Source organism: Synechocystis sp. FACHB-383 (assembly GCF_014698605.1).
GTDB classification, from domain to species: Bacteria; Cyanobacteriota; Cyanobacteriia; order Cyanobacteriales; family Microcystaceae; genus Synechocystis; species Synechocystis salina.
The window spans coordinates 19,410-41,563 of the sequence record NZ_JACJTJ010000031.1 but is presented as its reverse complement, the minus strand read 5'-3'; the positions used below and the strand labels follow the sequence as shown (position 1 = coordinate 41,563).

22 protein-coding genes and 1 tRNA gene are annotated in these 22,154 nt (G+C 45.7%); 11 read left to right on the top strand and 12 right to left on the bottom strand.

Annotated features, from left to right (window positions below):
* The first annotated feature begins 394 nt into the window (after positions 1-394).
* Positions 395-3,652, top strand: coding sequence for a glycoside hydrolase family 9 protein (locus tag H6G45_RS09130; RefSeq protein ID WP_190598141.1), 3,258 nt, complete (start codon positions 395-397; stop codon positions 3,650-3,652).
* Positions 3,653-3,777: 125 nt separating this feature from the next.
* Here the strand turns inward: H6G45_RS09130 and H6G45_RS09125 are convergent, their stop codons facing one another.
* Genes H6G45_RS09125 through H6G45_RS09080 form a run of 10 tightly spaced genes read right to left on the bottom strand, consistent with a single transcriptional unit; the run spans position 3,778 to position 12,222 of the window.
* Entirely contained in the window at positions 3,778-6,789 is a 3,012-nt protein-coding gene (locus tag H6G45_RS09125; RefSeq protein ID WP_190598140.1) for a type I restriction endonuclease, read from the bottom strand.
* A gap of 5 nt (positions 6,790-6,794) precedes the next feature.
* A complete protein-coding gene (locus H6G45_RS09120; RefSeq protein WP_190598139.1) occupies positions 6,795-7,154 on the bottom strand; it encodes a DUF86 domain-containing protein in 360 nt (119 codons plus the stop codon).
* The gene (locus H6G45_RS09115; RefSeq protein ID WP_242018115.1) at positions 7,147-7,500 is read right to left on the bottom strand and encodes a nucleotidyltransferase family protein; all 354 of its coding nucleotides are present in this window, start codon (positions 7,498-7,500) and stop codon (positions 7,147-7,149) included. Before H6G45_RS09115 ends, H6G45_RS09120 begins: the two co-directional genes overlap by 8 nt.
* The gene (locus tag H6G45_RS09110; RefSeq protein WP_190598138.1) at positions 7,493-7,813 is read right to left on the bottom strand and encodes a nucleotidyltransferase family protein; all 321 of its coding nucleotides are present in this window, start codon (positions 7,811-7,813) and stop codon (positions 7,493-7,495) included. The genes H6G45_RS09115 and H6G45_RS09110 overlap by 8 nt, the downstream gene beginning before the upstream one ends.
* Positions 7,814-7,822: 9 nt before the next feature.
* Complete coding sequence (locus H6G45_RS19960; RefSeq protein WP_190598137.1) at positions 7,823-9,139, bottom strand: restriction endonuclease subunit S; 1,317 nt, start codon at positions 9,137-9,139, stop codon at positions 7,823-7,825.
* Positions 9,136-9,366, bottom strand: coding sequence for a hypothetical protein (locus tag H6G45_RS09100; protein ID WP_190598136.1), 231 nt, complete (start codon positions 9,364-9,366; stop codon positions 9,136-9,138). Before H6G45_RS09100 ends, H6G45_RS19960 begins: the two co-directional genes overlap by 4 nt.
* A 13-nt stretch (positions 9,367-9,379) precedes the next feature.
* Positions 9,380-9,730 (bottom strand): DUF86 domain-containing protein, encoded by a 351-nt coding sequence (locus tag H6G45_RS09095; protein WP_190598135.1) that lies wholly within the window; start codon positions 9,728-9,730, stop codon positions 9,380-9,382.
* Positions 9,720-10,040, bottom strand: coding sequence for a nucleotidyltransferase family protein (locus tag H6G45_RS09090; RefSeq protein WP_190598134.1), 321 nt, complete (start codon positions 10,038-10,040; stop codon positions 9,720-9,722). Before H6G45_RS09090 ends, H6G45_RS09095 begins: the two co-directional genes overlap by 11 nt.
* Positions 10,041-10,043: 3 nt before the next feature.
* On the bottom strand, positions 10,044-10,379 hold the full coding sequence (locus tag H6G45_RS09085) for a XisI protein (RefSeq protein ID WP_190598133.1): 336 nt from the start codon (positions 10,377-10,379) through the stop codon (positions 10,044-10,046).
* 28 nt (positions 10,380-10,407) lie between these two features.
* Positions 10,408-12,222: a class I SAM-dependent DNA methyltransferase gene (locus tag H6G45_RS09080; RefSeq protein ID WP_190598132.1), complete on the bottom strand. Its 1,815-nt coding sequence runs from the start codon at positions 12,220-12,222 to the stop codon at positions 10,408-10,410.
* 232 nt (positions 12,223-12,454) lie between these two features.
* On the opposite strand from H6G45_RS09080, the gene H6G45_RS09075 reads away from it, so the two are divergent.
* From H6G45_RS09075 to H6G45_RS09035, 9 genes are all read left to right on the top strand, one after another.
* Positions 12,455-13,963 (top strand): ferredoxin--nitrite reductase, encoded by a 1,509-nt coding sequence (locus tag H6G45_RS09075; RefSeq protein WP_190598131.1) that lies wholly within the window; start codon positions 12,455-12,457, stop codon positions 13,961-13,963.
* A 203-nt stretch (positions 13,964-14,166) separates the two neighbouring features.
* The gene (cynS, locus tag H6G45_RS09070) at positions 14,167-14,616 is read left to right on the top strand and encodes a cyanase (RefSeq protein ID WP_190598130.1); all 450 of its coding nucleotides are present in this window, start codon (positions 14,167-14,169) and stop codon (positions 14,614-14,616) included.
* A 15-nt stretch (positions 14,617-14,631) separates the two neighbouring features.
* A complete protein-coding gene (locus H6G45_RS09065; protein ID WP_190598129.1) occupies positions 14,632-15,804 on the top strand; it encodes a molybdopterin molybdotransferase MoeA in 1,173 nt (390 codons plus the stop codon).
* Complete coding sequence (gene moaA / locus H6G45_RS09060) at positions 15,780-16,763, top strand: GTP 3',8-cyclase MoaA (protein WP_190598128.1); 984 nt, start codon at positions 15,780-15,782, stop codon at positions 16,761-16,763. The genes H6G45_RS09065 and moaA overlap by 25 nt, the downstream gene beginning before the upstream one ends.
* Complete coding sequence (gene moaC / locus H6G45_RS09055; protein WP_190598127.1) at positions 16,764-17,813, top strand: cyclic pyranopterin monophosphate synthase MoaC; 1,050 nt, start codon at positions 16,764-16,766, stop codon at positions 17,811-17,813.
* Positions 17,797-18,042, top strand: coding sequence for a molybdopterin converting factor subunit 1 (moaD, locus tag H6G45_RS09050; protein ID WP_190598126.1), 246 nt, complete (start codon positions 17,797-17,799; stop codon positions 18,040-18,042). Before moaC ends, moaD begins: the two co-directional genes overlap by 17 nt.
* Positions 18,043-18,047: 5 nt before the next feature.
* Positions 18,048-18,485, top strand: a complete 438-nt coding sequence (locus tag H6G45_RS09045) for a molybdenum cofactor biosynthesis protein MoaE (protein WP_190598125.1) — start codon at positions 18,048-18,050, stop codon at positions 18,483-18,485.
* 154 nt (positions 18,486-18,639) lie between these two features.
* Positions 18,640-18,924 (top strand): DUF4090 family protein, encoded by a 285-nt coding sequence (locus H6G45_RS09040; protein WP_190598124.1) that lies wholly within the window; start codon positions 18,640-18,642, stop codon positions 18,922-18,924.
* Between the two features lie 154 nt (positions 18,925-19,078).
* Positions 19,079-20,608, top strand: coding sequence for a YifB family Mg chelatase-like AAA ATPase (locus H6G45_RS09035; RefSeq protein WP_190598123.1), 1,530 nt, complete (start codon positions 19,079-19,081; stop codon positions 20,606-20,608).
* A 39-nt stretch (positions 20,609-20,647) separates the two neighbouring features.
* Here the strand turns inward: H6G45_RS09035 and H6G45_RS09030 are convergent.
* Both H6G45_RS09030 and H6G45_RS09025 read right to left on the bottom strand, forming a co-directional pair.
* Positions 20,648-20,728, bottom strand: a tRNA-Leu gene (locus H6G45_RS09030).
* Between the two features lie 145 nt (positions 20,729-20,873).
* Positions 20,874-21,794 (bottom strand): PhzF family phenazine biosynthesis isomerase, encoded by a 921-nt coding sequence (locus H6G45_RS09025; RefSeq protein ID WP_190598122.1) that lies wholly within the window; start codon positions 21,792-21,794, stop codon positions 20,874-20,876.
* Positions 21,795-21,938: 144 nt separating this feature from the next.
* Here H6G45_RS09025 and H6G45_RS09020 point away from each other — a divergent pair, with 144 nt between their 5' ends.
* Positions 21,939-22,136: a hypothetical protein gene (locus H6G45_RS09020; protein WP_010871779.1), complete on the top strand. Its 198-nt coding sequence runs from the start codon at positions 21,939-21,941 to the stop codon at positions 22,134-22,136.
* Positions 22,137-22,154 lie beyond the last annotated feature (18 nt).

The window sequence follows — 22,154 nt, the reverse complement described above, 5'->3', positions numbered from 1 at the left end:
CAAAGTGGTTATTAAGAGAAATCCAGATCTGAAGAGAAAGATTGAAGCAAAATATAAGACTGTTAGCCGCAGATCCTTATAATCCTGTCCTCAGAAACCACAAACTAAAGGGTAAATTATCTGGTGCCTGGGCTTGCAGTGTTGAGTATGATTGCCGCATCATATTTAATTTTGAGAAAAATCAAGAAAATTTACAAGAAGAAATAGTTTTAGATGAGGTTTACTGACCAAAAAATCTGTCAAATTTAGTGTATTTATCTTTAGGCGTAGATGGAATATTGAGTCAATACTAAGCCAAAGCCAGTTAAAAACCCTCCACCTGAAGGGTTTAGGTTTCCAGGGATTGTTGCTTAAGTTGTAAAAAGTATCCCCATCCCCTTTAAAGCTCCTCGCCATGAACAGTACCAGTACCCTATCCCCCCTCACCGTAGCCGTGGGTGGCTCCCTCTGGTGGAACGGTTTTACCGCTGATTTCACCATCACCAACACCTCCAGCACCCCCCTCACTAACTGGACCTATACCTTCGACACTGTCCATAAAATTTCCGGTAATCCCTGGGGGGCGACGTTCACTAGCGTAGATTTGGGCAATGGCATCACCCGCTACACCCTCACGGGGGCCGGTTGGGCATCAAGTATTCCCCCTGGTGGTTCTGTCACCATTGGTTTTAACGGTACTCAGGGCACGGCGATCGGTAACAGCGGCTCTTTAACCTCCGCCCTATTGTTCACTAACGCTGGGGGCAATACGGGGGGCATGGGGGGAGATCATCATCATCACGACCCAGATCCTATCCCTGATCCGGTTGTGGATCCCGATCCCGTAACACCTACCGATCCCGTGGTGGACCCTAATCCGAATCCTGGCACCGGCAGAGTGTTTGCGATTAATCCTGCGGCGGCCGATATTGTTGGTTTTAATCCGGCTCTAGATAGATTAGATTTTGGCGATGTGTCGGTGCACAACCTGATCGTTGGTAAGACCAGCACTGGGGAAGTGGCCATTATCAATCCCTGGGCTTGGACGCCTGAGTTCCAAATTATTCGGGGGGTTAGTTTTACCGATCTGACGGCAGCAAATTTTGGCATTGTGCAAAACGAGCATTTACGCCAGGACATTGGCGGAGTCCTCAGTTGGGAATTGGGTTTGGGGGCTAGGAATAGCAACACAGTTTATGTTCGTTCCCATGAGTATGGGGTGCAGGAACGGATTGAAAATTTTGACCCTGCCACCATGAAGCTGAGCTTTCTCTACTACGGCACCAGGGAAAGATTAACAGTTACAGATACGGCGGAGGGTTTATTAATTGCCACCCAACCCACGGGGCAGACTCTATTGCTGGTGGGGATTACCCGCAGTCAACTGATTCCTGCCAATTTAGAATTTCACCATGACCAGGTAGTGGAAGACCGGTTGGAAGATGCTTTTGGTATTACTGTCGATCAAGTTACCATTGTCAGTCGCACTGGTTTAGCTACGCCCCAGGGCCCAGCAGGGCAAATTACCGACGGCCATCAGAGTCGGCCGGGCAATGGCTTAACCCCCATTGGCGGAGGAGAATTTAGCGGTGGGGCTGGGGGCCATGGCAGTGGCGATGACCACAGTCACCATGATCATGACCACGGCGGCGGTATGGACCATGGTTCTGACCCCGGTGATGGCATGGGAGGAGGCACTACCAATCCTCCTGCAACAGACCCTGATCCAGTTACTCCTCCACCCACTGATCCCGTTTCTCCGGGTAGTCCTTTTACTGTCACGGTGGCAGGCAATCGTTGGTGGAATGGTTTTACGGCGGAATTGACCATAACCAATACCTCTAATAAACGGCTTAATAGTTGGAGCTTTAGCTTCGATACGGTGCATAAAATCTCCGGTAGTCCCTGGGGCGCCACTGTACAGGGGACGGATTTAGGCGGAGGCATTACCCGTTATGTGGTCACCGGCAGTGAATGGGCGGCGGCCATTGCCCCTGGCGGTTCAGTCAAAGTTGGCTTTAACGGTACCCAAGGCACGGCGATCGGTGATGATGGCAGTTTAAACGCTGATTTGTTGTTCCTCGGTGGTGGTATTGTCGGCCAGCCCGGTGCCGGTTCTGGGGGTAATACCGGGGGAACTCCCACTAATCCCAATCCCCCCACTGACCCGATTAACCCTGACCCCAATCCTGTTGATCCGCCGGCGATCGCCAATGGGGACCATAATTACGGCGAAGCTTTACAAAAATCCTTCCTGTTTTACGAAGCGAATCGTTCAGGAGACTTGGATGAAGCCACGAAACGGATTGACTGGCGGGGAGATTCTGGCATGAGGGATGGGCGAGATGGCATTTATTTTGGTGGACAAAGTAATGGTAATTTGCAAGCGGGTTTGAGCCTAGACCTAACTGGGGGCTACCACGATGCGGGGGACCACGGCAAATTTGGTTTACCCCTCGCTTCTACTTTGACCACCTTGGCTTGGGGCGGCGTTGAATTTAGCGACGGTTATCAAACCAGCGGCCAAATGGATGATCTCCTCGCAACCATACGGTGGGGAACAGATTATTTGCTCAAAGCCCACGTCACCAATGCCAATGGGGAAACCGTATTTTTTGTCGCTCAAGTGGGGAATGTATCTGCAGATCATTCCCTCTGGAGTGCTCCGGAAAGCCAAACCATTGCTCGGCCAGCCATGGCAGTCACCCCCGATAAACCTGGTTCCGATGTAGCGGCGGGATCGGCGGCGGCCCTAGCGGCAGCTTCCATTCTGTTCCGAGAAGCGGGGGATGTTGCCTATGCCGATGAATTGTTAGTTAATGCCCAATCTTTGTACCGATTTGCCGATACGTACCGGGGTAAATATTCCGACTCCATTCCCGAAGTGCGGAACTATTACAATTCCTGGAGTGGTTACGAAGACGAATTAGCCTATGGGGCAGCGTGGTTATCCCGGGCAGTTAATAGTGCGGGGGGAGATGGTTCTGCTTATCTGCAAAAAGCCTTAAATATTTACAACAGCGACATTGGCGGTCTAAGCCGGGGTTGGACCCACAATTGGGACGATGCTTCCTATGCCACGGCGGTGATCCTAGCCCAAGACACCGGCAATCAAGCTATCAAACAAGATGTTACCCGCTGGTTAGATGCCTGGGTCAATGGCACCGATGGAGTCCAAATCACTGACGGTGGATTACGATTCATCAGTCAATGGGGTTCTCTGCGGTATGCAGCTAATACGGCAATGTTGGCAGCGGTGTACTCGGATGGTCTAACTGATCCCACCGGTAAATATGCCCAGTTGGCCCAGGATACGGTGGATTATATTTTGGGCAGTAATCCCCGTAATGCTAGCTATATGGTGGGTTACGGCAACGATTTCCCCCAACAACCCCACCATCGGGCCGCCTCGGGGGTCGGCTGGGACGGTTTCCGCAACGGTTTACCCAATGAACATGTTTTATTCGGTGCTTTGGTGGGAGGCCCCACTGCGGCCAATGATTTTAGTTATAACGATTCCCGGGATGATTACATCAGCAATGAAGTGGCGATCGACTACAATGCGGGTCTGACTGGAGCCTTGGCTTGGTCCGTAGAACAGTTTGGTGGCAATCCTCTCACGGCGGCTCAATTGAATGCTTTACCAGGTATTTCAGTGCCCCAGGGGATGTAGGAAAACAAGTTCAGAATGCCAAGGGGAGAACCGCAACTCCCCAGCACTCCCCCATTTTTGCTGGCAATCAGTGAATGGGAAGTCTTAACGTTGGTAGATCCTACGGCGATCGTCGATGCAATTAACTAGGCAACTTCATCTTGATTGAGGCGAGTATAGACATTTTTCATCATTAATTCTTTGACCAAATCACCAAAGGATGGGTCTTCAAGGACTCGCTCGAAAATTTCTTGATTTTGTTCCATGCGTTCAATGAGCTTTTCGAGAAAACGTTCTTCAAAAGCAAATTTAAAAGTGTCGAGTTTATTGGCTTGGGCTTGGGTTTTAAGCATTTCATCCCCGACTAATTCAGTTTCGATTTGCTCAAAAAATAGTCGGTCTGCTGCCTCAAACTCTGTGCCAAAGCGGTCGTTCAGCCTATCGATGATGATGGACAGTGGGGCTTTTTTTTCCTGCGATTTTGCCATGCCTGCATCGTAGGTTCCGGTTAGCTCACCGACGCGATTGGATTCTAAGGCGATTGCCCCCGTTTTGATTTTGTCGAGACGGTAATATTCCAGGGCAATTTCATCGGTTAACCGGACAGCTTCACCGAGGCTGGGTTTAGGGAGTTTAGTTAAAAGTAATTTGCCATAGGCAAAGAATTTTTCTAGTTCGGCGTCTTGGAAGGGCATGATCTGGGCCAAAAATGCGTAGAGTTTTGTCCAAGTGCGTAGGCTCTTCTTAAATTCGTCCTGTTGATCTTCTGTTGCTAAGGCTTGATAGCGATCGCCGGCAGGTTCCAAAATGGCGTAGAGTTGTCCCTGTACTTTGGGGGTGATCTTCGTTTTGGGGTCAAAGTAAATCTTGGCGAAACTATTGATTTCTGAGGTTAAGTAAATCTGGTATTGGTCTAGTTTTCCCTTGAGGTCATAGAGATGGTTGGGATCAGGTTCTTCGGTAAGGGTTGTCAGTTCATAGTAGGGTTGGAAGGATTCGAGGATGGTTTCACGATCATTGACAAAATCCAGCACAAAGGTGTCTTCTTTGCCGGGGGCGATCCGGTTGAGGCGTGATAAGGTCTGGACGGCTTTCACTCCTGACAAGCGTTTATCTACATACATGGTGTGGAGTAGGGGTTCATCAAAGCCGGTTTGGTATTTATCGGCAACGATCAGAATTTTGTATTCCTCTTGCTCAAAAATCTGCGGCAGTTCCTTAATGCCAAATCCGGTTAACTGGGGTTCGCTCACGCCGTCAGGGTATCTTTCATCAGGAAATTCGGAGTCTTTCACCTTGCCAGAGAAAGCAACCAATACCTTCATTTCCTTGTCATAGCCTTTTTCTTTGATGTATTGCTTAAAGCTGTCAAAGTACCGTTTGGCATGGAGTCGAGAGGATGTCACCACCATCGCTTTGGCTTTACCACCGATTTTGTGGATGACGGATTGGCGGAAATGCTCAATGATAATCTCGGTTTTTTGGCAAAGGTCATGGGGATGTAGGCTCACAAATCGGGCGATCGCCTTGGCTGCTTTTTTCCTATTGAGTTCGGGGTCATCTTCAATGGCTTTGGAGAGGCGGAAAAATCGCTGATAGGTAATGTAATTTTGGAGGACATTGAGGATAAACCCTTCCTCAATGGCTTGGCGCATGGAATATAGGTGAAAGGGTTCTGGTTTTCCTTCCCTGTTTTTCTGTCCGAAAATGGCGAGGGTTTTGGCTTTGGGGGTAGCGGTAAAGGCAAAAAATGAGAGGTTGTTTTGCTGACCACGGGTGGCGGCAGATTTTTCTACGGCTTCATTAATGTCATCTTCTCTGCTGTAGTCAAAGGCTTGTTCTTCGTTAACTGCTTCTTCAAGAGTTTTGGCAGCAAGGACTTCTTTCAGTTTTTTGGCAGATTCTCCCCCTTGGGAACTGTGGGCTTCGTCAATGATGACGGCATAGTGGCGGTTGGGTAATTCGCCTACTTTATCGATGACATAGGGGAATTTTTGCAGGGTGGTAATGATGATATTGGCACTGTTGGCGATCGCCTCTGCGAGTTGGGTGGAGTCTTGATCAATTTTTTGGACAACGCCGGATTTATGTTCAAACTGGTAAATCGTTTCCTGGAGTTGACTATCGAGGACTAGGCGATCGGTAATGACAATAACACTGTTAAAAATACGCTCGTCTTCCTCGTCATGCAGTCCAGATAAACGGTAGGCAAGCCAGGCGATCGAGTTACTTTTACCAGAACCGGCGGAATGTTGAATTAGGTAATTTTGTCCTGCGCCATTGCCTCTAGCATGGTCGGTTAATCTGCGGACGACATCGAGTTGGTGAAAACGGGGAAAAATCAATTTTTCTTTTTTACAGGTACGTCCTTCAAATTCATATTCTTCGACTTGAAGATGGACAAATTTTCCGATAATTTCCAACCAACTATCTTTGCTTAAAATGTCTTCCCAGAGATAGGCGGTGCGATAATTTTCGCCATTGGTAGGGTTGCCTTGTCCATGTTGAAAGCCTTTGTTGAAGGGTAGCCAATAGGTGCGATCGCCGTCGATTTTGGTAGTCATATAAACTTCTTCGTCATCCACTGCAAAATGCACCAAAGCCCGTTTTTTGAAGGCAAAGAGTAATTCTTTGGGGTCACGGGTGTCGTTATATTGTTTCTTGGCGTTGGCGGTATTTTGACCGGTGAATTGGTTTTTGAGTTCTAGGGTCGCAACAGGAATCCCATTTAGGGCAAGGACTAAATCAATGGATTGTTTGGTTTTACTGCTGAAATAAACTTGGCGGGTGACGGTGAGGCGGTTTTGCTGATAAAGCTTGATGGTGTCGGGATTTAGTCCGGATTCGGGTTGGAAGTAAGCGAGTTTAAACTTTACGCCGTAGTCAGTCATGCCATTGCGGATCACATCGAGGGAACCGCGCAACTCCATTTCTTTGCTCAGGCGTTGAATAATTTTGGTATCGATATCTGCGCCATGGATTTTGGTGAGTTTTTCCCATTGTTTGGGTTGGCTCGTCTGGAGAAATTGAATCAGTTCTGTTTGGGAAAATCCGGTGTCGGGACTGTAATCTTTCGCGTTGCCTTGATGATAGCCACCAAATTCAATCAGGTTTTCAATGATGGCACTTTCAAAGGTGGCTTCTGAGGTGAGACTCATGGGATTTAATCTGAGTAGGATTGTTTTAGGTTTTGAAGTTCTAGGAGTAGCACGGGGATTTCGTCGGTGATAATGCTCCAGATAATGTCGTCGTCTATGCCGAGATAGTCATGAATAATGCGGTTTCGGGTTGCGATAATTTGTCGCCAAGGGATTTTGGGATATTGTTTATGAATTTCTTGGGGAATATGGTTTGCAGCTTCACCAATCAGTTCTATGTTTCTGAGGGTTGCGTCGTAGTAGGGTTCACTTTGAATAAAGCTGTCTTGGTCTAGGCTCTGGGTATAGCGTTGGACTTTCTCAGCAAAATGAATCATGTCATCAATGTAAAATCGCCATGCCCTTTCTGGGGTGTTACTAGACATAGATTTTTTCTGCGTCAATGTAGGGTTTTAGTTCGGGACGCAGAGCATTTTCTGTCACAAGGTCAACGGGACGATTGAGGAGATCTTCGAGGTAAAACAATACGCCAAAGTATCTTTTTGCGGTGGCTTTTCCTTCAAAGCTAATCAAAATATCGATATCGCTTTTTTCTGTGGCTGTATCTCTAGCGGTTGATCCAAAAAGGGCTAACTGTGCTACACCGTACTGCTCCTGAAGTAAGGCTTTGCTTTGGGTGAGAAGTTCAAGGATTTGTTGTTTGGTCATAGCAGTAATTTTGTGAATATCAATCAAAATATCATCAAGGTAAAGTTTGAGGCTTCTAGACATATTTTGCCTCGCTTAATACTTGTTCGCGAATAATTTCTTTTAGGGATTTTTTGGTAACTAAATCTACGGGTTTATTAAAAATCTCTTCTAGAAAAAATTTAAGATCCATGTAAAGGCTGAGGGTTGTTTCAGTGCTAAATTCGACAAGGAAATCTAAGTCACTTTCTGCTGTGGCACAGTCATTGGCGATTGAACCAAAAAGGGCGAGGGTTTTGATATGAAATTTTTCAAAGAGGTTTGGATATTCTCTCAGAGTTTGGAGAACATTTTCTGAAGTTGGTGGGGGTGAAACAATTGTCTGTTGTTTATCCATCGTTGTATTTTAGGCAACTAATTCAGGGACTTTGATTTTGCCTGTGACGGCTTCGCTAATCAGGGCGGTGCGGTATTCTTTCTGGAGTTCGATAATGCGTTTGGTTTTAGCTATCTTGGCATCAATTCGAGCGCATTCTTTTTCAATATAAGCGGCGATCGCCCTTTGTTCTTCGAGGGGTGGAAGTAAAAGTAATAATTTGGGTAATTTACTAGCTTTAATACCCAAGGCTGTTGAACCAGTAGCATAAGTGTATAGGTCTTGTTGAAATGAATTACACATCAACCAATACTTTAAAAAGTAATTGTCAAGCACTTTCTCTTTGCCTCTGAATTTAATAACTCTTTGAGCTAAAGCAATATCTTCTCTATCAATATTTGCTACTTCTCCTAATGGTGCTTCAGTTGTAAATAAAACATCTCCAATTTCTGGAGTACCCCTATCTAACAAAGATTGAGCATCTAATCTATCAACGTATTCTTCAGATAAAGAATAATCAATAATTCCGCCTTTAATATTTTTTGCAGTAACTAGGAATAATCCGGTATCAATTTTTTTGGGTGTTCTACCTCGATAATCAACGATACTATCTAAATATTTTGTCATTGGAACAATCTGCCAATGTTCGGGAATATCGCCGAGCCAATCAATACCACTGGGCTTTAATTTGACATCGGGGTTAATGCCTTTGGTGACAGCCTCATTGATAATGGCGGTTTTCTCTTCCTCGTACAGTTCGATCAGTCTTTCCTTTTGCGCGATCAGTTCGTCAATCTCTGCGGTTTTGCGGTCGAGAAATGCGGCGATCGCCCCTTGCTCTTCGGGATGTGGTAAGGCAATGAAAAAGTTATTAATTGTATTAATTGTTAACTGATTTATTGTTGCTGTAAGAAATAAGCCTGACTGACCATTAAAAACTTGAGAATTAAAATATTTTGAAACAAACTCTGACAACTCAGTTCTAAAAACAGTCATGAAAGCTCCAAAAGTTTGACCTTCAGTAGCTTCATCAATTGTAATATTTTTGCCAATTAATGCCCTGCTTCCATTCCTTGAACAAATTAATATATCTCCCTTTTTAACTCTTAATTTATCAGGAATATCTTTTTGAATATATACACAGTCATTAAGACTTAACTTTCCATCTTGAATATTTGAAGATCTTAAAACTAGCGTTCCTTGATTTGGTACAACATCATCAGGACTATACGTCATGCCAATTATTGATTCACCTATATACTTTAATTTAATGACTTCCCAATGTTCGGGAATCTCACCGAGCCAAGCAATGCCACTATTCTTATACTTTTCGTGCCGTTCTATCACTGTCCACCCCCTAAAACGAAATTAGCTCGTTCCCAAACATCAGACTCCAAAGGAATTAATTCTGGCTTTGCATATTGCCGTAATGCCCCTCTCATAATCTTTCTCTTTGAAGAAGGCTTTTGCTTTGTTAAAACAATGACCTCCACCTGTTGTCCTGACCATTCCGACGGTAGATTTAATACAACCTGACCATCTTGAACCATGTCAATTGAGCGAATAACTTCCATAACTAAGCCACCCCTAAAATTCTAAAGTCTCATTACCTAATATCAAAGTAATTAGCTCCCGTAGCGGTTCTAACTCAATCTTAACAATATCCCAAATGATTGCAGAATTAATCATAAAATAAGTATGGGCAATAACATCCCTCAAACCCGCCACCTGTCGCCAAGGAATATCGGGATATTGTTGTCGTAATGATTCAGGAATTTGTTTAGTTGCTTCACCGATTATCTGTAAATTATGCACCACCGCATCAATCGTTTTTTCATCCCCAGAAAAATCATCATAACCCATATTTCCTAGATAAACATTAATTTTATCAATACTGCGAATAATATCAGCCAAATATAAACGAAGTTCACGAGACATAAACAGTTTCCCTTAAAATACGCTCCCTGATTTCCGGTTTGATATCTTCCTTAATAACCAAATCAACCCTCCGATCAAACAAATCCTCAAGAAAAAACTTCAGATCCATATAATGCCGAAACGTTGGCTTTCCCTCGAACTCCACCAACAGATCCAGATCACTAATTTGTGTTGCTTCTCCTCGAACAAATGAGCCAAAAACCCCCAGAGACTTTACAGCATAGCTCCGTTCAAATTGTCCAAGATTTGCCCTTAAGGCTTCTTGAATATATTGAAAATCAAGCATCTTAGATCTTTTAGTTATATCCATAAATTAAGCCACCCCATAATCAGTATAAGGACGCTTGTGGGGAGCCTGTAACCCCAAAACAATATTCTGTCGCTCTACCCCCATCGCCACCAGATCCTCCGCAGGATTAAGATCCGTCGCATTGTGCTGAAGCCAGATTTTGCCGTCCTTAATATCAAAATGAATAATCGTAAAATAAATCCGTTGAGAGCCATTCCAGCCCAGATCAAGCCACAAATAATGATCGTTCTTTTCATCAAAAATTAATTGGCATTCATAATAAGTATTCTGTTTTTCATCTCCCACATAGCCAGATAAAAGCTGTTGAATAGATTGCCGATATAAAACTAATTTATCCATTAACTTAACCTCTCACTATAGCCATAGCCTAACTCAATACCCCCTTCTCTAGCTCCAAACTACTCTGCTCCAGGTTCAAAATATCCGCCCGAATTTCCGCCAAACTCCGCAACGGTTTGAACTCATAAAAATATTTGGTGAAATTAATCTCATAACCGGTCTTGGTCTTGCCCTCATCAATCCAAGCATCAGGGACATGGGGTTTAACTTCCCGCTCAAAATATTCCTCGATGGTTTGCGGTACTAATCGTCCCTGGTCATCCTCCCGTAGGAAAGGAATATTCTCATAATCCCGTAACGATGTATCCGCCTTGGGTTTACCCTTCGACTTTTTCACCTTGCCATTATCATCCCGCTCCGGTTGCTCCACTGTCACCCGCCAATAACCAAAAAACTCATTGGGAAAAATTTTGACAAATTCACTTTCCTGAAACTCCCCATAGAGCTTGGTGATAAACCCGATGCCCTTCGTTTCGCCATTCTCAGGAATCTGCTTGCGTTTGTTGCCCAAAGAACGGGACATCTTTTCCCAGAAACGATTAAAAGCGCGATCACCCTCAGCGATTAACTCCTCATCTTTACTGCCCGTGGCATTAATCAACTGCACTTTACCTCGTCGCTCCGGACTTTTATCATTACTGAGAATCCAGATATAGGTGGAAATCCCAGTGTTATAAAAAAGCTGATCCGGCAAGGCAATAATCGCCTCCAACCAATCATTTTCAATAATCCACTGACGGATATTACTCTCGCCACCACCCGCCTGCCCCGTGAACAGTGGGGAACCATTGAACACAATGCCGATGCGACTTCCCCCATCCGCTTCCGGCTTCATCTTCGAGATCATGTGCTGAAGAAATAACAGCGATCCATCATTAATTCGGGGTAAACCGGCCCCAAACCGTCCCGCAAACCCCGACTTTTCCGCTTCCGTTTTGATCACTTTTTCGGCTTTTTTCCAGTCCACCCCAAACGGCGGATTCGAGAGCAGATAATCAAACCGCTCTTCCCGCAGACCATCCACCGTGAACGTATTACCAAACTTGATATTGCTGGGGTTCTGACCCTTGATCAACATATCCGATTTACAGATGGCGTAGGACTCTGGGTTAATCTCCTGCCCAAACACCTCCAACTTGGCATCGGGGTTAAAGTCGTTTAGGTGCTGTTCGGCGATCAATAACATTCCCCCAGTGCCACAGGCAGGATCATAGAGCGTTTTGATGATGCCTTTCTGGGTCAAAGCTTGGCGATCGCCGTCAAAGAGAACATTCACCATCAACTTGATGACTTCCCGTGGGGTGAAATGCTCTCCCGCCGTCTCATTAGAAAGTTCCGCAAACTTCCGAATCAGGTACTCAAACACATACCCCATATCCATGGAGGTCATGGCACTAAGGTCAATTTCCGCAAAGCGTTTTACCACCTGAAACAGAATGTCCGCTTTGGGGTCATCCATGCGATCAATCTGAGCCTCAAAATTGAAATACTCAATAATCTCCCGTGCCGAGGCAGAGTAACCATTAATGTAATTCCGGAGATTGGCCGCAATATTATTCGGGTCAGCAATGAGCTTGGCAAAATCAAACTGACTGCGATTATGGAAATTTTGCCCCGCAATTTTATTTAGGGTGACATCCTTAGCACTATCCGATAGCTTCTCTACCTTCGGTAAATAGCCCAATACCTTTTCCTTGGTGGGTTGCAACACACAATCCAACCGCCGTAGGACCGTCATCGGCAGAATAACTTTGCCATAATCGGACTGCTTATAGTCTCCCCGCAGGAGATCCGCCACCGACCAAATCAGTTCGCCTTTATCACTGGGTTGAAATTGAACCATGAATTACCAACAAAAACCTGGGGTAAGTCTTTCGATACTACATTGACATCCCCAATTATCGTCCATTCCATGGGCTGGAATACCAAATTATCGGCTCGATATTCCAACAAAAGTTAATGCATAGGCTAAATGCACAAACCGCATATAGGTAGGCTGAGTGTAATTTACGTTACAAAATTTAACGAAATGGGAACCCTATAGTGATTTCTACTGTTATCTGGCTTGAAGCGTTGTGGCTAATAAATTTGAGACCGTTAAGGCAACCAAAGATGGTTTGGCTGTCCGGGCTGAGTTGGAGCATTTTGCCCAGATTGGTTGGGAAAACATCCCCGAAGAGGACCGGGATCTACGCTTGAAGTGGTTGGGCATTTTTTTTCGCCCTGTTACCCCCGGGGAGTTCATGCTCCGTTTTCGCATTCCCCACGGCTTGCTCACCAGTCAGCAGTTGCATGTCATTGGCGACATTATTGACCGCTACGGCGATCGGGGCAATGGGGACATCACCACCAGGCAAAATTTGCAGATTCGGGGCATCAAAATTGAAGATATTCCCGATATTTTTAGCAAGCTGGAAAGCTGTGGCCTGACCTCTGTCCAGTCCGGGATGGATAATGTGCGTAACATTACTGGCTCCCCGGTGGCAGGGTTGGAAAAGGATGAATTGATTGATACCAGAGACCTGGTGCAACGGGTACAGGACATGATCACCAATGGCGGTCAGGGTAATCCCGAATTTACTAACTTGCCCAGGAAATTTAACATTGCCATTGAAGGAAGTCGGGATAATTCTGTCCACGCAGAAATTAACGATGTGGCCTTTGTGCCGGCCTATCGGGAAGGAATTTTAGGATTCAACGTGGTGGTAGGGGGCTTTTTCTCCTCCCGTCGTTGTGAGGCGGCCATTCCCCTGGATGCTTGGGTACAACCGGATCAACAGGTGGTGGATCTGTGCCGAGCTATTTTGGAAGTTTATCGGGATCATGGTTTGCGGGCTAACCGCCAAAAGTCCCGCCTCATGTGGCTAATTGATGAATGGGGGGTAGCTAAATTTCGGGAAGAAGTGGCCGCTAAGTTGTCTTTTCCCTTGTTAACAGCGGCTCCCAAGGATGAGTTGGACTGGGATAAGCGGGATCATTTGGGAGTGCATCCCCAGAAACAGATGGGGTTAAACTATGTGGGACTCCATGTGCCGGTGGGCCGTCTCTATGCCAATGACTTTTTTGAATTCTCCCGTTTGGCGGAAAGCTACGGCAGTGGGGAAGTGCGGCTGACGGTGGAACAGAATCTAATTTTGGTCAATGTCCCCGACGAAAAACTTGAAGCACTTTTAGCGGAACCTTTACTGGATAAATTTAAGGTTAATCCTGACAACCTAAAAAGATCGGTGGTGTCCTGTACGGGGGCGCAGTTTTGTAAATTCGCTCTGATCGAAACGAAAAATCGAGCCTTGGCCATGGTGGAGGCGTTGGAAAAAGAACTTACTGTGCCGAGCCCAGTGCGGATCCATTGGACTGGATGCCCCAACTCCTGTGGCCAACCCCAGGTGGCAGACATCGGCTTGATGGGTACAAAGGTGCGCAAAGATGGCAAAACAGTGGACGGGGCAGACGTTTACCTAGGGGGGAAAGTGGGTAAAGATGCCCATTTGGGAACCTGTGTCCATAAGAGCATTCCCTGTGATGAACTCCAACCTTTGCTGGCCAAAATTTTAATTGAACAATTTGGTGCAGTGCGGCGTTGATTTTAGCACCCAAGTTCTGGTTAACTCGGCCATCGATAACATCTCCAGATTTATCGGCAGTAGTACTCTCTGGGCTTTTCCCGTCAGAACCCCATGGCGGTAGATTTTCCTGGGTGGCCATGGTCCTTGGATAGGCGGGTCAATCTGTAGTCCGAAAATTAATTCCGTTGAATTGAAATTATTTAATTAATAAGGAGAAATCCATGTCGAGCACTGAAATTTCTGCTATTACGACAAAACTTCTGGAAGCGAAAAAAGTCAAGGGAGTTACCTTCGCCGATTTAGAGCAATTGCTCGAACGGGATGAAGTCTGGATTGCCGCTGTGATTTATCGACAGGCTAGTGCTTCCTTTGATGAGGCCAAGAAACTCCTGCAATGTCTGAGTTTGAGTGAAGAGCTTGTGCCCGAACTGACGGCTCCTTCGGTTAAAGGGCTGGGGCCAGTTGTGCCCACGGATCCCCTCATTTATCGCTTTTATGAGATCATGCAGGTCTATGGCATGCCCATGAAGGAAGTGATCCATGAAAAATTTGGGGATGGTATCATGAGTGCCATCGACTTTACCCTCGATGTGGAAAAAGAAGCAGATCCCAAGGGCGATCGGGTTAAAGTGACGATGAATGGTAAATTCCTACCCTACAAGAAATGGTAATGGGGAGCGTCCGAAATGATTTCCGTTGCCGCCGCTGTTGAAATTATCCAAGCCCATTGGCCGGATTTTGGTGACACTACCATGGATTTTGATGGTAGCTATGGGCTAGTTCTGGCGGAATCCATTGAGGCCGACCGGGATTATCCCCCTGGCGATCGGGTAATGATGGATGGCATTGCCTTGGCTTGGTCAGAATATAACCAGGGCCGTCGCCAGTTCAAGCTTTTAGGGACGGTGGCCGCAGGCGATCGCCAATGTATTTTGCCGGACCAGTCCGGTTGCTTAGAGGTGATGACGGGGGCCCTACTACCCCAGAATTGTGATTTAGTTATTCCCTACGAAGAGGTGGCGATCGCCGATCATCAGGTGAAAATTGTTGATCTCCGGTCAAGAAATCCAGGGGAATTTATTCACTCAAAAGCTAGTGATTGCCGATCAGAAACAGTTATTTTAGAATCTGCCTCAAAGTTAAACGGCCCCGCTTGGAGCATCATTACTTCCTTTGGGAAAACTAAAGTCAAAGTTAAGCAAACGCCCCGCATCCAAATTATTTCCACCGGAGATGAATTGGTGGAAGTTACTCAAAAACCAGAAGCTCATCAGCTACGTCGTTCTAATCTTTATGGACTCCAAGTATCCCTACAAAGTCGAGGGTTTCAGAATCTAAATTTGAATCACTTAGCTGATGATCAAGAGGTAATTATTAGCCATTACCAACGGGCTAAACTAGAGTATGACATTCTGATTTATTCCGGTGGCATTTCTAAAGGTAAATTTGACTATTTACCAAAGGTCTGGTCTGAGCTAGGCGTAACTAAATATATCCATGGCGTGGCCCAAAAGCCCGGTAAGCCGATGTATTTTGGTGTTGATCATCAGACTAAAACTGTTATTATTGGTCTGCCTGGAAATCCTATTTCTAGCCTTGTTTGTTTACATCGCTACTTTTTGGATAATCCTCCAATCTGCGCCCAGTTAACTAGGGATTTTACTTTTAAAAAAGATTTGACCTATTTTTTACCTGTTAAGCGAAGTTATACTCCCCAAGCAGTGATTAAAGCTGAGCCATTGCCTGTCAAAAACTCCGGGGAATTTATTGCCCTAGCTAACAGTGATGGCTTTTTGGAACTACCTCAGCACCAAGCATATTTTCAGGCTGGAGAATGTTTTCCTTTTTATGCCTGGTAGAATTAGCATTGCCCATGTCCCAGACCTTAGTTGATAATTATGGCCGCCGCATTCGTAAATTGAGGGTTTCCCTCACGGATCAGTGTAATTTGCGTTGCCATTATTGTATGCCAGTGGACGCAACATTTCTTGATCAATCGACTTATTTATCTTGTCAGGAATATGGGGAAATTGTTGGAGAATTAATTGAATTTGGCTTGGAAGAAGTCCGCCTAACCGGAGGAGAACCTTTGCTGAGAAGTAACTTCGCCGAAATTGCCCGAGCCATTGGTCAATTAAAACTTAAAAAAATTGGTTTGACCACCAATGGTATTGTTCTAGATCGACATTTGGATACCCTTAGGGAAAATAATATTCTGGATTTAAACGTTAGTCTCGATAGTTTAAATGTTAAAACTTTTCGGGAAATCACCCATGGCAATTACCTGAAAATAATCCTTCGTAATCTCGAATTAGCTCATCATCAAGGATTTAAGATCAAACTCAATACGGTGGTAATGAGGGGGATTAATGATCAGGAAATTTTTGATTTGATTGAATATGCTAAGCAGTGGGATATGGAGATTAGATTTTTGGAAATTATGCGCATTGGATATGCCTGTCAACAGCAGGAAAGAACATTTATTTCTGCCCAAGAGTTGCTGACAAAAATTCAACAAAAATATAGTTTGAAGCCAATCCAATCGGCCTTGGACGCTACGGCATTTCGTTATAGCACTAGCTGTGGGGGCGTAATCGGTTTTATTGCCTCTGAATCCCAGCCATTTTGCGGTCATTGTTCCCGTTGGCGGCTATCGGTAGATGGTACTCTACGGGCTTGTTTACTCAAAAATGAAGGGGTTAACATTCGCAACTTTTCGCCATTGGAACGTCAGCAAATTTACTGGCAATTACTGGGAATGAAGCCCTATTTGCGACCCCCCGAAGTTAGCCATGCCATGCATCAAATTGGAGGATAAATGTTTACCCATCTCGACGAAAATCAACAGCCCCGCATGGTTGATATTAGTCAAAAAGTAGCTGGCGATCGCCGGGCGGTGGCCCAGTGCATAGTGCAGTTACCTAAGGCCATCAAAGATTATTTAACAGGGCAGGAAATTGTTCTGAAGAAAGGGCCAGTGATTCAAACAGCGATTATTGCTGGCACCATGGCAGTGAAAAAAACAGCGGATCTGATTCCCTTTTGCCATACCTTACCAATCCATGGCTGTAAATTTGATGTCAAAATTGTTGATCAAGGACAAGATTATTTGGAGATAATTTTGCAATGTGCTGTTAACACTAATTACAAAACTGGGGTAGAAATGGAAGCCCTTTGTGGAGTCTCCGTGGCGGCATTAACCATTTATGATATGTGTAAATCCATCAGCTCAGAAATTATCATCAAAAACACTCAATTAATAGAAAAGACCGGTGGCAAAGCCGATATTAAGCAAAAGCAAACTCCTCTCTACGGTTTAGTGTTGACCGGCGGAAAAAGCAAACGCATGGGTAAGGACAAGGCGTTAATTAATTATCAAGGGCAACCCCATGGGCAATATATCTATAATTTGTTATCAAAATACTGCGAACAAGTTTTCCTTTCTGCTCGTCCCGGCCAGTGGCAAGGCACTGCGTTAGAAAATTTACCTACCTTAGTTGACGAAGGAGAAAGTGTGGGGCCGATGTCGGGAATTTTAACGGCGTTGCAGAGCTATCCCCGGGTTAATTGGCTAATTATTGCCTGTGATTTGGCCTACATTAATAGTACAATGATAGAAAAGCTAATTGCCCATGCCCGCCAAGATTTGGTGGCAACTTGCTACGAAAATGCTGATCAAGGTTTTCCCGAAGCGTTGTGTGGCCTTTACACTCCCCTTGCCCTAAAATTATTTACTAAAGCGAAACGTATCAGTTTACATTGTCCAGTTAAAATTTTACAAATGGCAGATTATCAATTGATCAAGCCTGACAATTTACTTGACATTGCCAACGTCAATAGCCCAGAAGATTATGCCCAAATCAATTAAGTTAAGGTATTTTGCTTCTCTCCAGGAACAGGCCAAGATTGCGGAGGAAAATTTAATCACCGATCTAAATACCTACCGAGAACTTTATGATTTATTGTCGGAGCGTTATAGATTTAATTTGTCTTCTACTCAAGTAAAAGTTGCAGTCAATGATGAATTTACCACCATGGAAAATATAATTTTAGACCAGTCCACTATCGTTTTTATCCCCCCCGTTGCTGGGGGCTAATTTCCATGGCTTTAGCTTTATTTGACATTAGTGACCAACCGATTAATACCCAACCTTTAATTGCGGCTTTAGAGTATGACCAGGCTGGAGCCTTGGTAACTTTTGCCGGTTGGGTCAGAAATCACAATGATGGCAAACAAGTTAACTCTTTGGAATACCAGGTTTATCAGGAGTTAGCCATTAACGAGGGCTTTAAAATTATTACTGAAGCTAAGGAAAAATATGATCTTCACCAGGCGATCGCCATCCATCGGAGTGGCCATTTAAAAATAGGGGAAACCGCGGTGTGGGTGGGGACAGTGGCTAGCCATCGCCAAGCCGCTTTTCAAGGCACTCAGTATGTTATTGACCAAATTAAATTGAGATTACCGATTTGGAAAAAGGAGCATTATCTCAATCATCCGGCCGCATGGGTTTATTGCTCCCATCACCACAGTCACTAGATTATTAATCATCTAGCCAGGTGGAGATTAATGATATTTATTGATGGCACTGATTTGATTTAATCGTGGCAATTATCTGGCGGATATTGGTGATTTTAGTGACCTTTTTTCGCTAGGATAATTAAAGCAAAATAACTCGAGGGTAATATTGATTATGGTTAATACAACCAAAGGAGCCGATGCCATTGACCAGGCGATCGCCGCTGGCATTGATTTTGATGGCAGTGCCATTCCCCCAGCCAAACTGGAACTCTATCATCAAGTGATGGGCTTGGAAGCAGGGCGGCAACGTAGTGGGGTTAGTAATACTATGCGCTCCCGCATTGTCCGCATTGGAGCCAAGCACATTGCCCAGGCAGAATTAGACCAAAAATTAATTGACGCTGGCTTTGCCCCCCTTAAAGATAAGGAAATTGCTTTTTTCTATGGCGCTAAGTAATTTTGGTTGCCTTTAAGCAGAGTAGTTATCTCCCTGGCTGGCTAGACTTAGAACCCATTGTCGACCTCCAGGGTGGGAGAGCTTTAGTGAAAATTTTCCCATGCTATCTTGATAGATAAAATCAGGCTAAGTGAACTGAGTTTATGGGTCGATTATGTTAGCAAGGGTTTGGAGTGCTTCCCTGTTGGGCATTGATGCCATCAAGGTCGGAGTGGAAGTGGACGTTTCCGCTGGGTTACCGGCGATCGCCGTGGTGGGACTACCAGATACGGCAGTGCAGGAATCTCGGGAACGGGTCAAGGCGGCGTTAAAAAATGCGGGCTTTGCTTTTCCAGTACGACGCATTGTCATTAACCTCACCCCGGCGGATTTACGAAAGGAAGGCCCCAGTTTCGATCTCCCCATTAGCATTGGCGTCCTTGCAGCATCGGAACAGGTGGATGCCCAACTGTTGGGGGATTATTTGTTTTTAGGAGAAATGTCCCTAGATGGCAGTTTAAGGGCGATCGCCGGGGTTCTTCCCATTGCGGCCACAGCACAAAAAATGGGTCTAGCGGGCATAGTAGTACCGTCCGGTAATGCCTTGGAAGCCTCCGTGGTGCAGGGCTTAAAAGTCTACGGCTTCGACCATATTAAAGACGTGGTGGAATTTCTTGGAGCACCGGAAAAATTCACCCCAGTTAATACCCAGGATGCCAAGCAACAGTGGAGCATGCCCCTACCTTGCCTGGATTTAAAAGACGTGAAAGGGCAATCCCATGGCCGGAGAGCCTTAGAAATTGCCGCTGCGGGGGGCCATAACTTGATTTTTGTCGGGCCACCGGGCAGTGGTAAAACCATGTTGGCTAGGCGTTTACCGGGTATTCTGCCGCCGCTCCATTTTGAAGAAGCACTGGAAGTGTCCCAAATCCATTCCGTAGCAGGATTGCTGAAGGAACGGGGGCAGTTAATTCGTCAGCGCCCTTTTCGCAGTCCCCACCATTCGGCTTCCGGCCCTTCCCTAGTGGGAGGCGGTAGCTTTCCCCGGCCGGGGGAAATTTCCTTGGCCCATCGAGGGGTTCTGTTTTTAGATGAATTGACAGAATTTAAACGCAATGTGTTGGAATTTTTGCGTCAACCCTTGGAGGACGGGCAAGTTACCATTTCCCGCACCAAGCAAACCATCATGTTTCCTGCCCAATTTACCCTTATTGCCAGCACCAATCCCTGTCCCTGTGGTTATTTTGGCGATCCAATTCAAGCCTGTTCCTGTTCTCCCCGCCAGAGAGAAATGTATTGGTCTAAGCTTTCTGGCCCCCTGATGGACCGCATTGATTTACAGGTGGCGGTGAACCGCCTTAAGCCGGAGGAAATGACCAGCCAAGGCCAGGGAGAAAATTCAGAACCAGTGCGACAAAGGGTGGCCAAGGCCAGGGCCATGGCGATCGCCAGATTTAGCAAAGACTCAAAAATTAGTTGTAATGCCGAAATGCAGGCGGGACAATTACGTCAATTTTGTCAGTTGGATGAAAACTGCCGTCAACTGCTGGAAGGAGCAATTAAAAAACTGGGGCTCTCCGCCCGGGCCATGGACCGAATTTTAAAGGTATCCCGCACCATTGCTGATCTAAGCCAATCGGATCATATCCAAGCATCCCATCTGGCGGAAGCAATCCAATACCGCACCCTGGACAGGTTTACCTAATGTTTACCCCTAGGGTGGAACATTAACTTCGTTTTTTAATGCGGACGGGGAGACTCGAACTCCCACGCCAAAGACACTAGAACCTAAATCTAGCGCGTCTACCAATTCCGCCACGTCCGCGTCCGACCAATCATCCTATCACAATCCTCCCGGTTTTTTCCCAGTTGTCCAAGCAACCTATGGGTAAATCCCTTTTTCAGTGGGGTTGGGGTAAGGAAAGAAGAAAAATTTCTGTCCCCAGGGGTGACACCTCCCTAACTCTTTTCTAATCTCCCAAATTCATCAAACCTTCCGATACTAAAACCGATCGCCCGGCCACTTTCACTGCCGTAATCGCTTGATTTTCCTTCACCACAGTTAACTGTAATTGGCTGGGTCTTCCCAAAGCTTGGCCTTGTTCAATCTGCCAGTGATATTGCCCTGATGCTCCCAGGCGATCGCCCAGGTAACCTCCCAGAGCCGCTACCCCGGAGCCGGTGGCCGGATCTTCGGCAATGCCTAAACCAGGGGCAAACATCCGCCCATGGATCAACTTGTTATCTAATAAACCTAGGGCAGGATCCGCTGGGGCCAGACAATAAACGCAATGGGCCCATTGATCCGCCAATAGGTCTTGCCAAACCGCCAAGTTAAAACTAATTCCGTTTAACGCCTCCTCATCCACTAAGGGAATAAATAAAAAGGGCAACCCACAGGAATAGGCTTTTGCTTCATACTCCCCTTGCTGTAGTTGATCAATGGATAGCCCTAAAAGCAGGGTCAAATCCTGGCCGGATGGGGCGGACCCCTGGGTTTGAGGAAGTTGAGCCACGGTTAATTCCGTTTGTATCAACTGTCCTTGATCGTAGTGGAGAGTGACAGGCACTAGGCCCACTGGCTCTTCCAACTGCCAAGTAGTGGTGACTAAAGGGCTGGGGGGCTGGAGTAAACCCAACAGATAGGCGGCCCCAATGGTGGGGTGCCCCGCAAAATCTAATTCTGTTTTGGGGGTAAAAATTCTTAGGCGGAAATTCCCCACTGCCGTCGCTGGAGGCAACACAAACACGGTTTCGGAATAATTGATTTCTGCGGCAATGTTCTGCATTTGCCCATCGGTCAAACCCTGGGCGTCGGGAAAAACCGCCAGGGGATTGCCACCAAAAAGTTGGTCGGTGAACACGTCAAGGGTGTAAAAGCGATAGCGCATAGGACTAACTGGAGAATTGAGAATCAGAAAAAAAGGGATGTAAATTTTTGTTTCTGTATAAAATGTTACAGAATTGTGTGTTATAAATATTAAAGAGGGTAATTAACCAAAACTTTTTTCAGCAATCGTCAAGAGGTATTCACTATGTCTACTCAACAACAGGCCCGCGCTCTCATGATGCGCCACCATCAATTTATTAAAAACCGTCAACAGTCTATGTTGTCTCGGGCTGCCGCTGAGATTGGCGTGGAAGCCGAAAAAGATTTTTGGACCACTGTACAGGGCAAACCCCAATCCAGTTTCCGTACGACCTATGACCGTAGTAATGCTTCCCTCAGTTAGTTTGACTGTAGCTAGGGT

Excerpts from the sequence above, each read along its gene's own strand:
- H6G45_RS09130 (WP_190598141.1), top strand. The coding sequence starts at position 395 with ATGAACAGTACCAGTACCCTATCCCCCCTCACCGTAGCCGTGGGTGGC.
- moaC (WP_190598127.1), top strand. The coding sequence starts at position 16,764 with ATGTTTACCCATCTCGACGAAAATCAACAGCCCCGCATGGTTGATATT.
- H6G45_RS09085 (WP_190598133.1), bottom strand. The coding sequence starts at position 10,379 with ATGGATAAATTAGTTTTATATCGGCAATCTATTCAACAGCTTTTATCT.
- H6G45_RS09115 (WP_242018115.1), bottom strand. The coding sequence starts at position 7,500 with ATGTCTAGAAGCCTCAAACTTTACCTTGATGATATTTTGATTGATATT.
- H6G45_RS09020 (WP_010871779.1), top strand. The coding sequence starts at position 21,939 with ATGTCTACTCAACAACAGGCCCGCGCTCTCATGATGCGCCACCATCAA.
- H6G45_RS09065 (WP_190598129.1), top strand. The coding sequence starts at position 14,632 with ATGATTTCCGTTGCCGCCGCTGTTGAAATTATCCAAGCCCATTGGCCG.
- H6G45_RS09090 (WP_190598134.1), bottom strand. The coding sequence starts at position 10,040 with ATGGATATAACTAAAAGATCTAAGATGCTTGATTTTCAATATATTCAA.
- cynS (WP_190598130.1), top strand. The coding sequence starts at position 14,167 with ATGTCGAGCACTGAAATTTCTGCTATTACGACAAAACTTCTGGAAGCG.
- H6G45_RS09095 (WP_190598135.1), bottom strand. The coding sequence starts at position 9,730 with ATGTCTCGTGAACTTCGTTTATATTTGGCTGATATTATTCGCAGTATT.
- H6G45_RS09035 (WP_190598123.1), top strand. The coding sequence starts at position 19,079 with ATGTTAGCAAGGGTTTGGAGTGCTTCCCTGTTGGGCATTGATGCCATC.
- H6G45_RS09045 (WP_190598125.1), top strand. The coding sequence starts at position 18,048 with ATGGCTTTAGCTTTATTTGACATTAGTGACCAACCGATTAATACCCAA.
- H6G45_RS09080 (WP_190598132.1), bottom strand. The coding sequence starts at position 12,222 with ATGGTTCAATTTCAACCCAGTGATAAAGGCGAACTGATTTGGTCGGTG.
- H6G45_RS09025 (WP_190598122.1), bottom strand. The coding sequence starts at position 21,794 with ATGCGCTATCGCTTTTACACCCTTGACGTGTTCACCGACCAACTTTTT.
- moaD (WP_190598126.1), top strand. The coding sequence starts at position 17,797 with ATGCCCAAATCAATTAAGTTAAGGTATTTTGCTTCTCTCCAGGAACAG.
- H6G45_RS09100 (WP_190598136.1), bottom strand. The coding sequence starts at position 9,366 with ATGGAAGTTATTCGCTCAATTGACATGGTTCAAGATGGTCAGGTTGTA.
- H6G45_RS09040 (WP_190598124.1), top strand. The coding sequence starts at position 18,640 with ATGGTTAATACAACCAAAGGAGCCGATGCCATTGACCAGGCGATCGCC.
- H6G45_RS09110 (WP_190598138.1), bottom strand. The coding sequence starts at position 7,813 with ATGGATAAACAACAGACAATTGTTTCACCCCCACCAACTTCAGAAAAT.
- H6G45_RS09125 (WP_190598140.1), bottom strand. The coding sequence starts at position 6,789 with ATGAGTCTCACCTCAGAAGCCACCTTTGAAAGTGCCATCATTGAAAAC.
- moaA (WP_190598128.1), top strand. The coding sequence starts at position 15,780 with ATGTTTTCCTTTTTATGCCTGGTAGAATTAGCATTGCCCATGTCCCAG.
- H6G45_RS09120 (WP_190598139.1), bottom strand. The coding sequence starts at position 7,154 with ATGTCTAGTAACACCCCAGAAAGGGCATGGCGATTTTACATTGATGAC.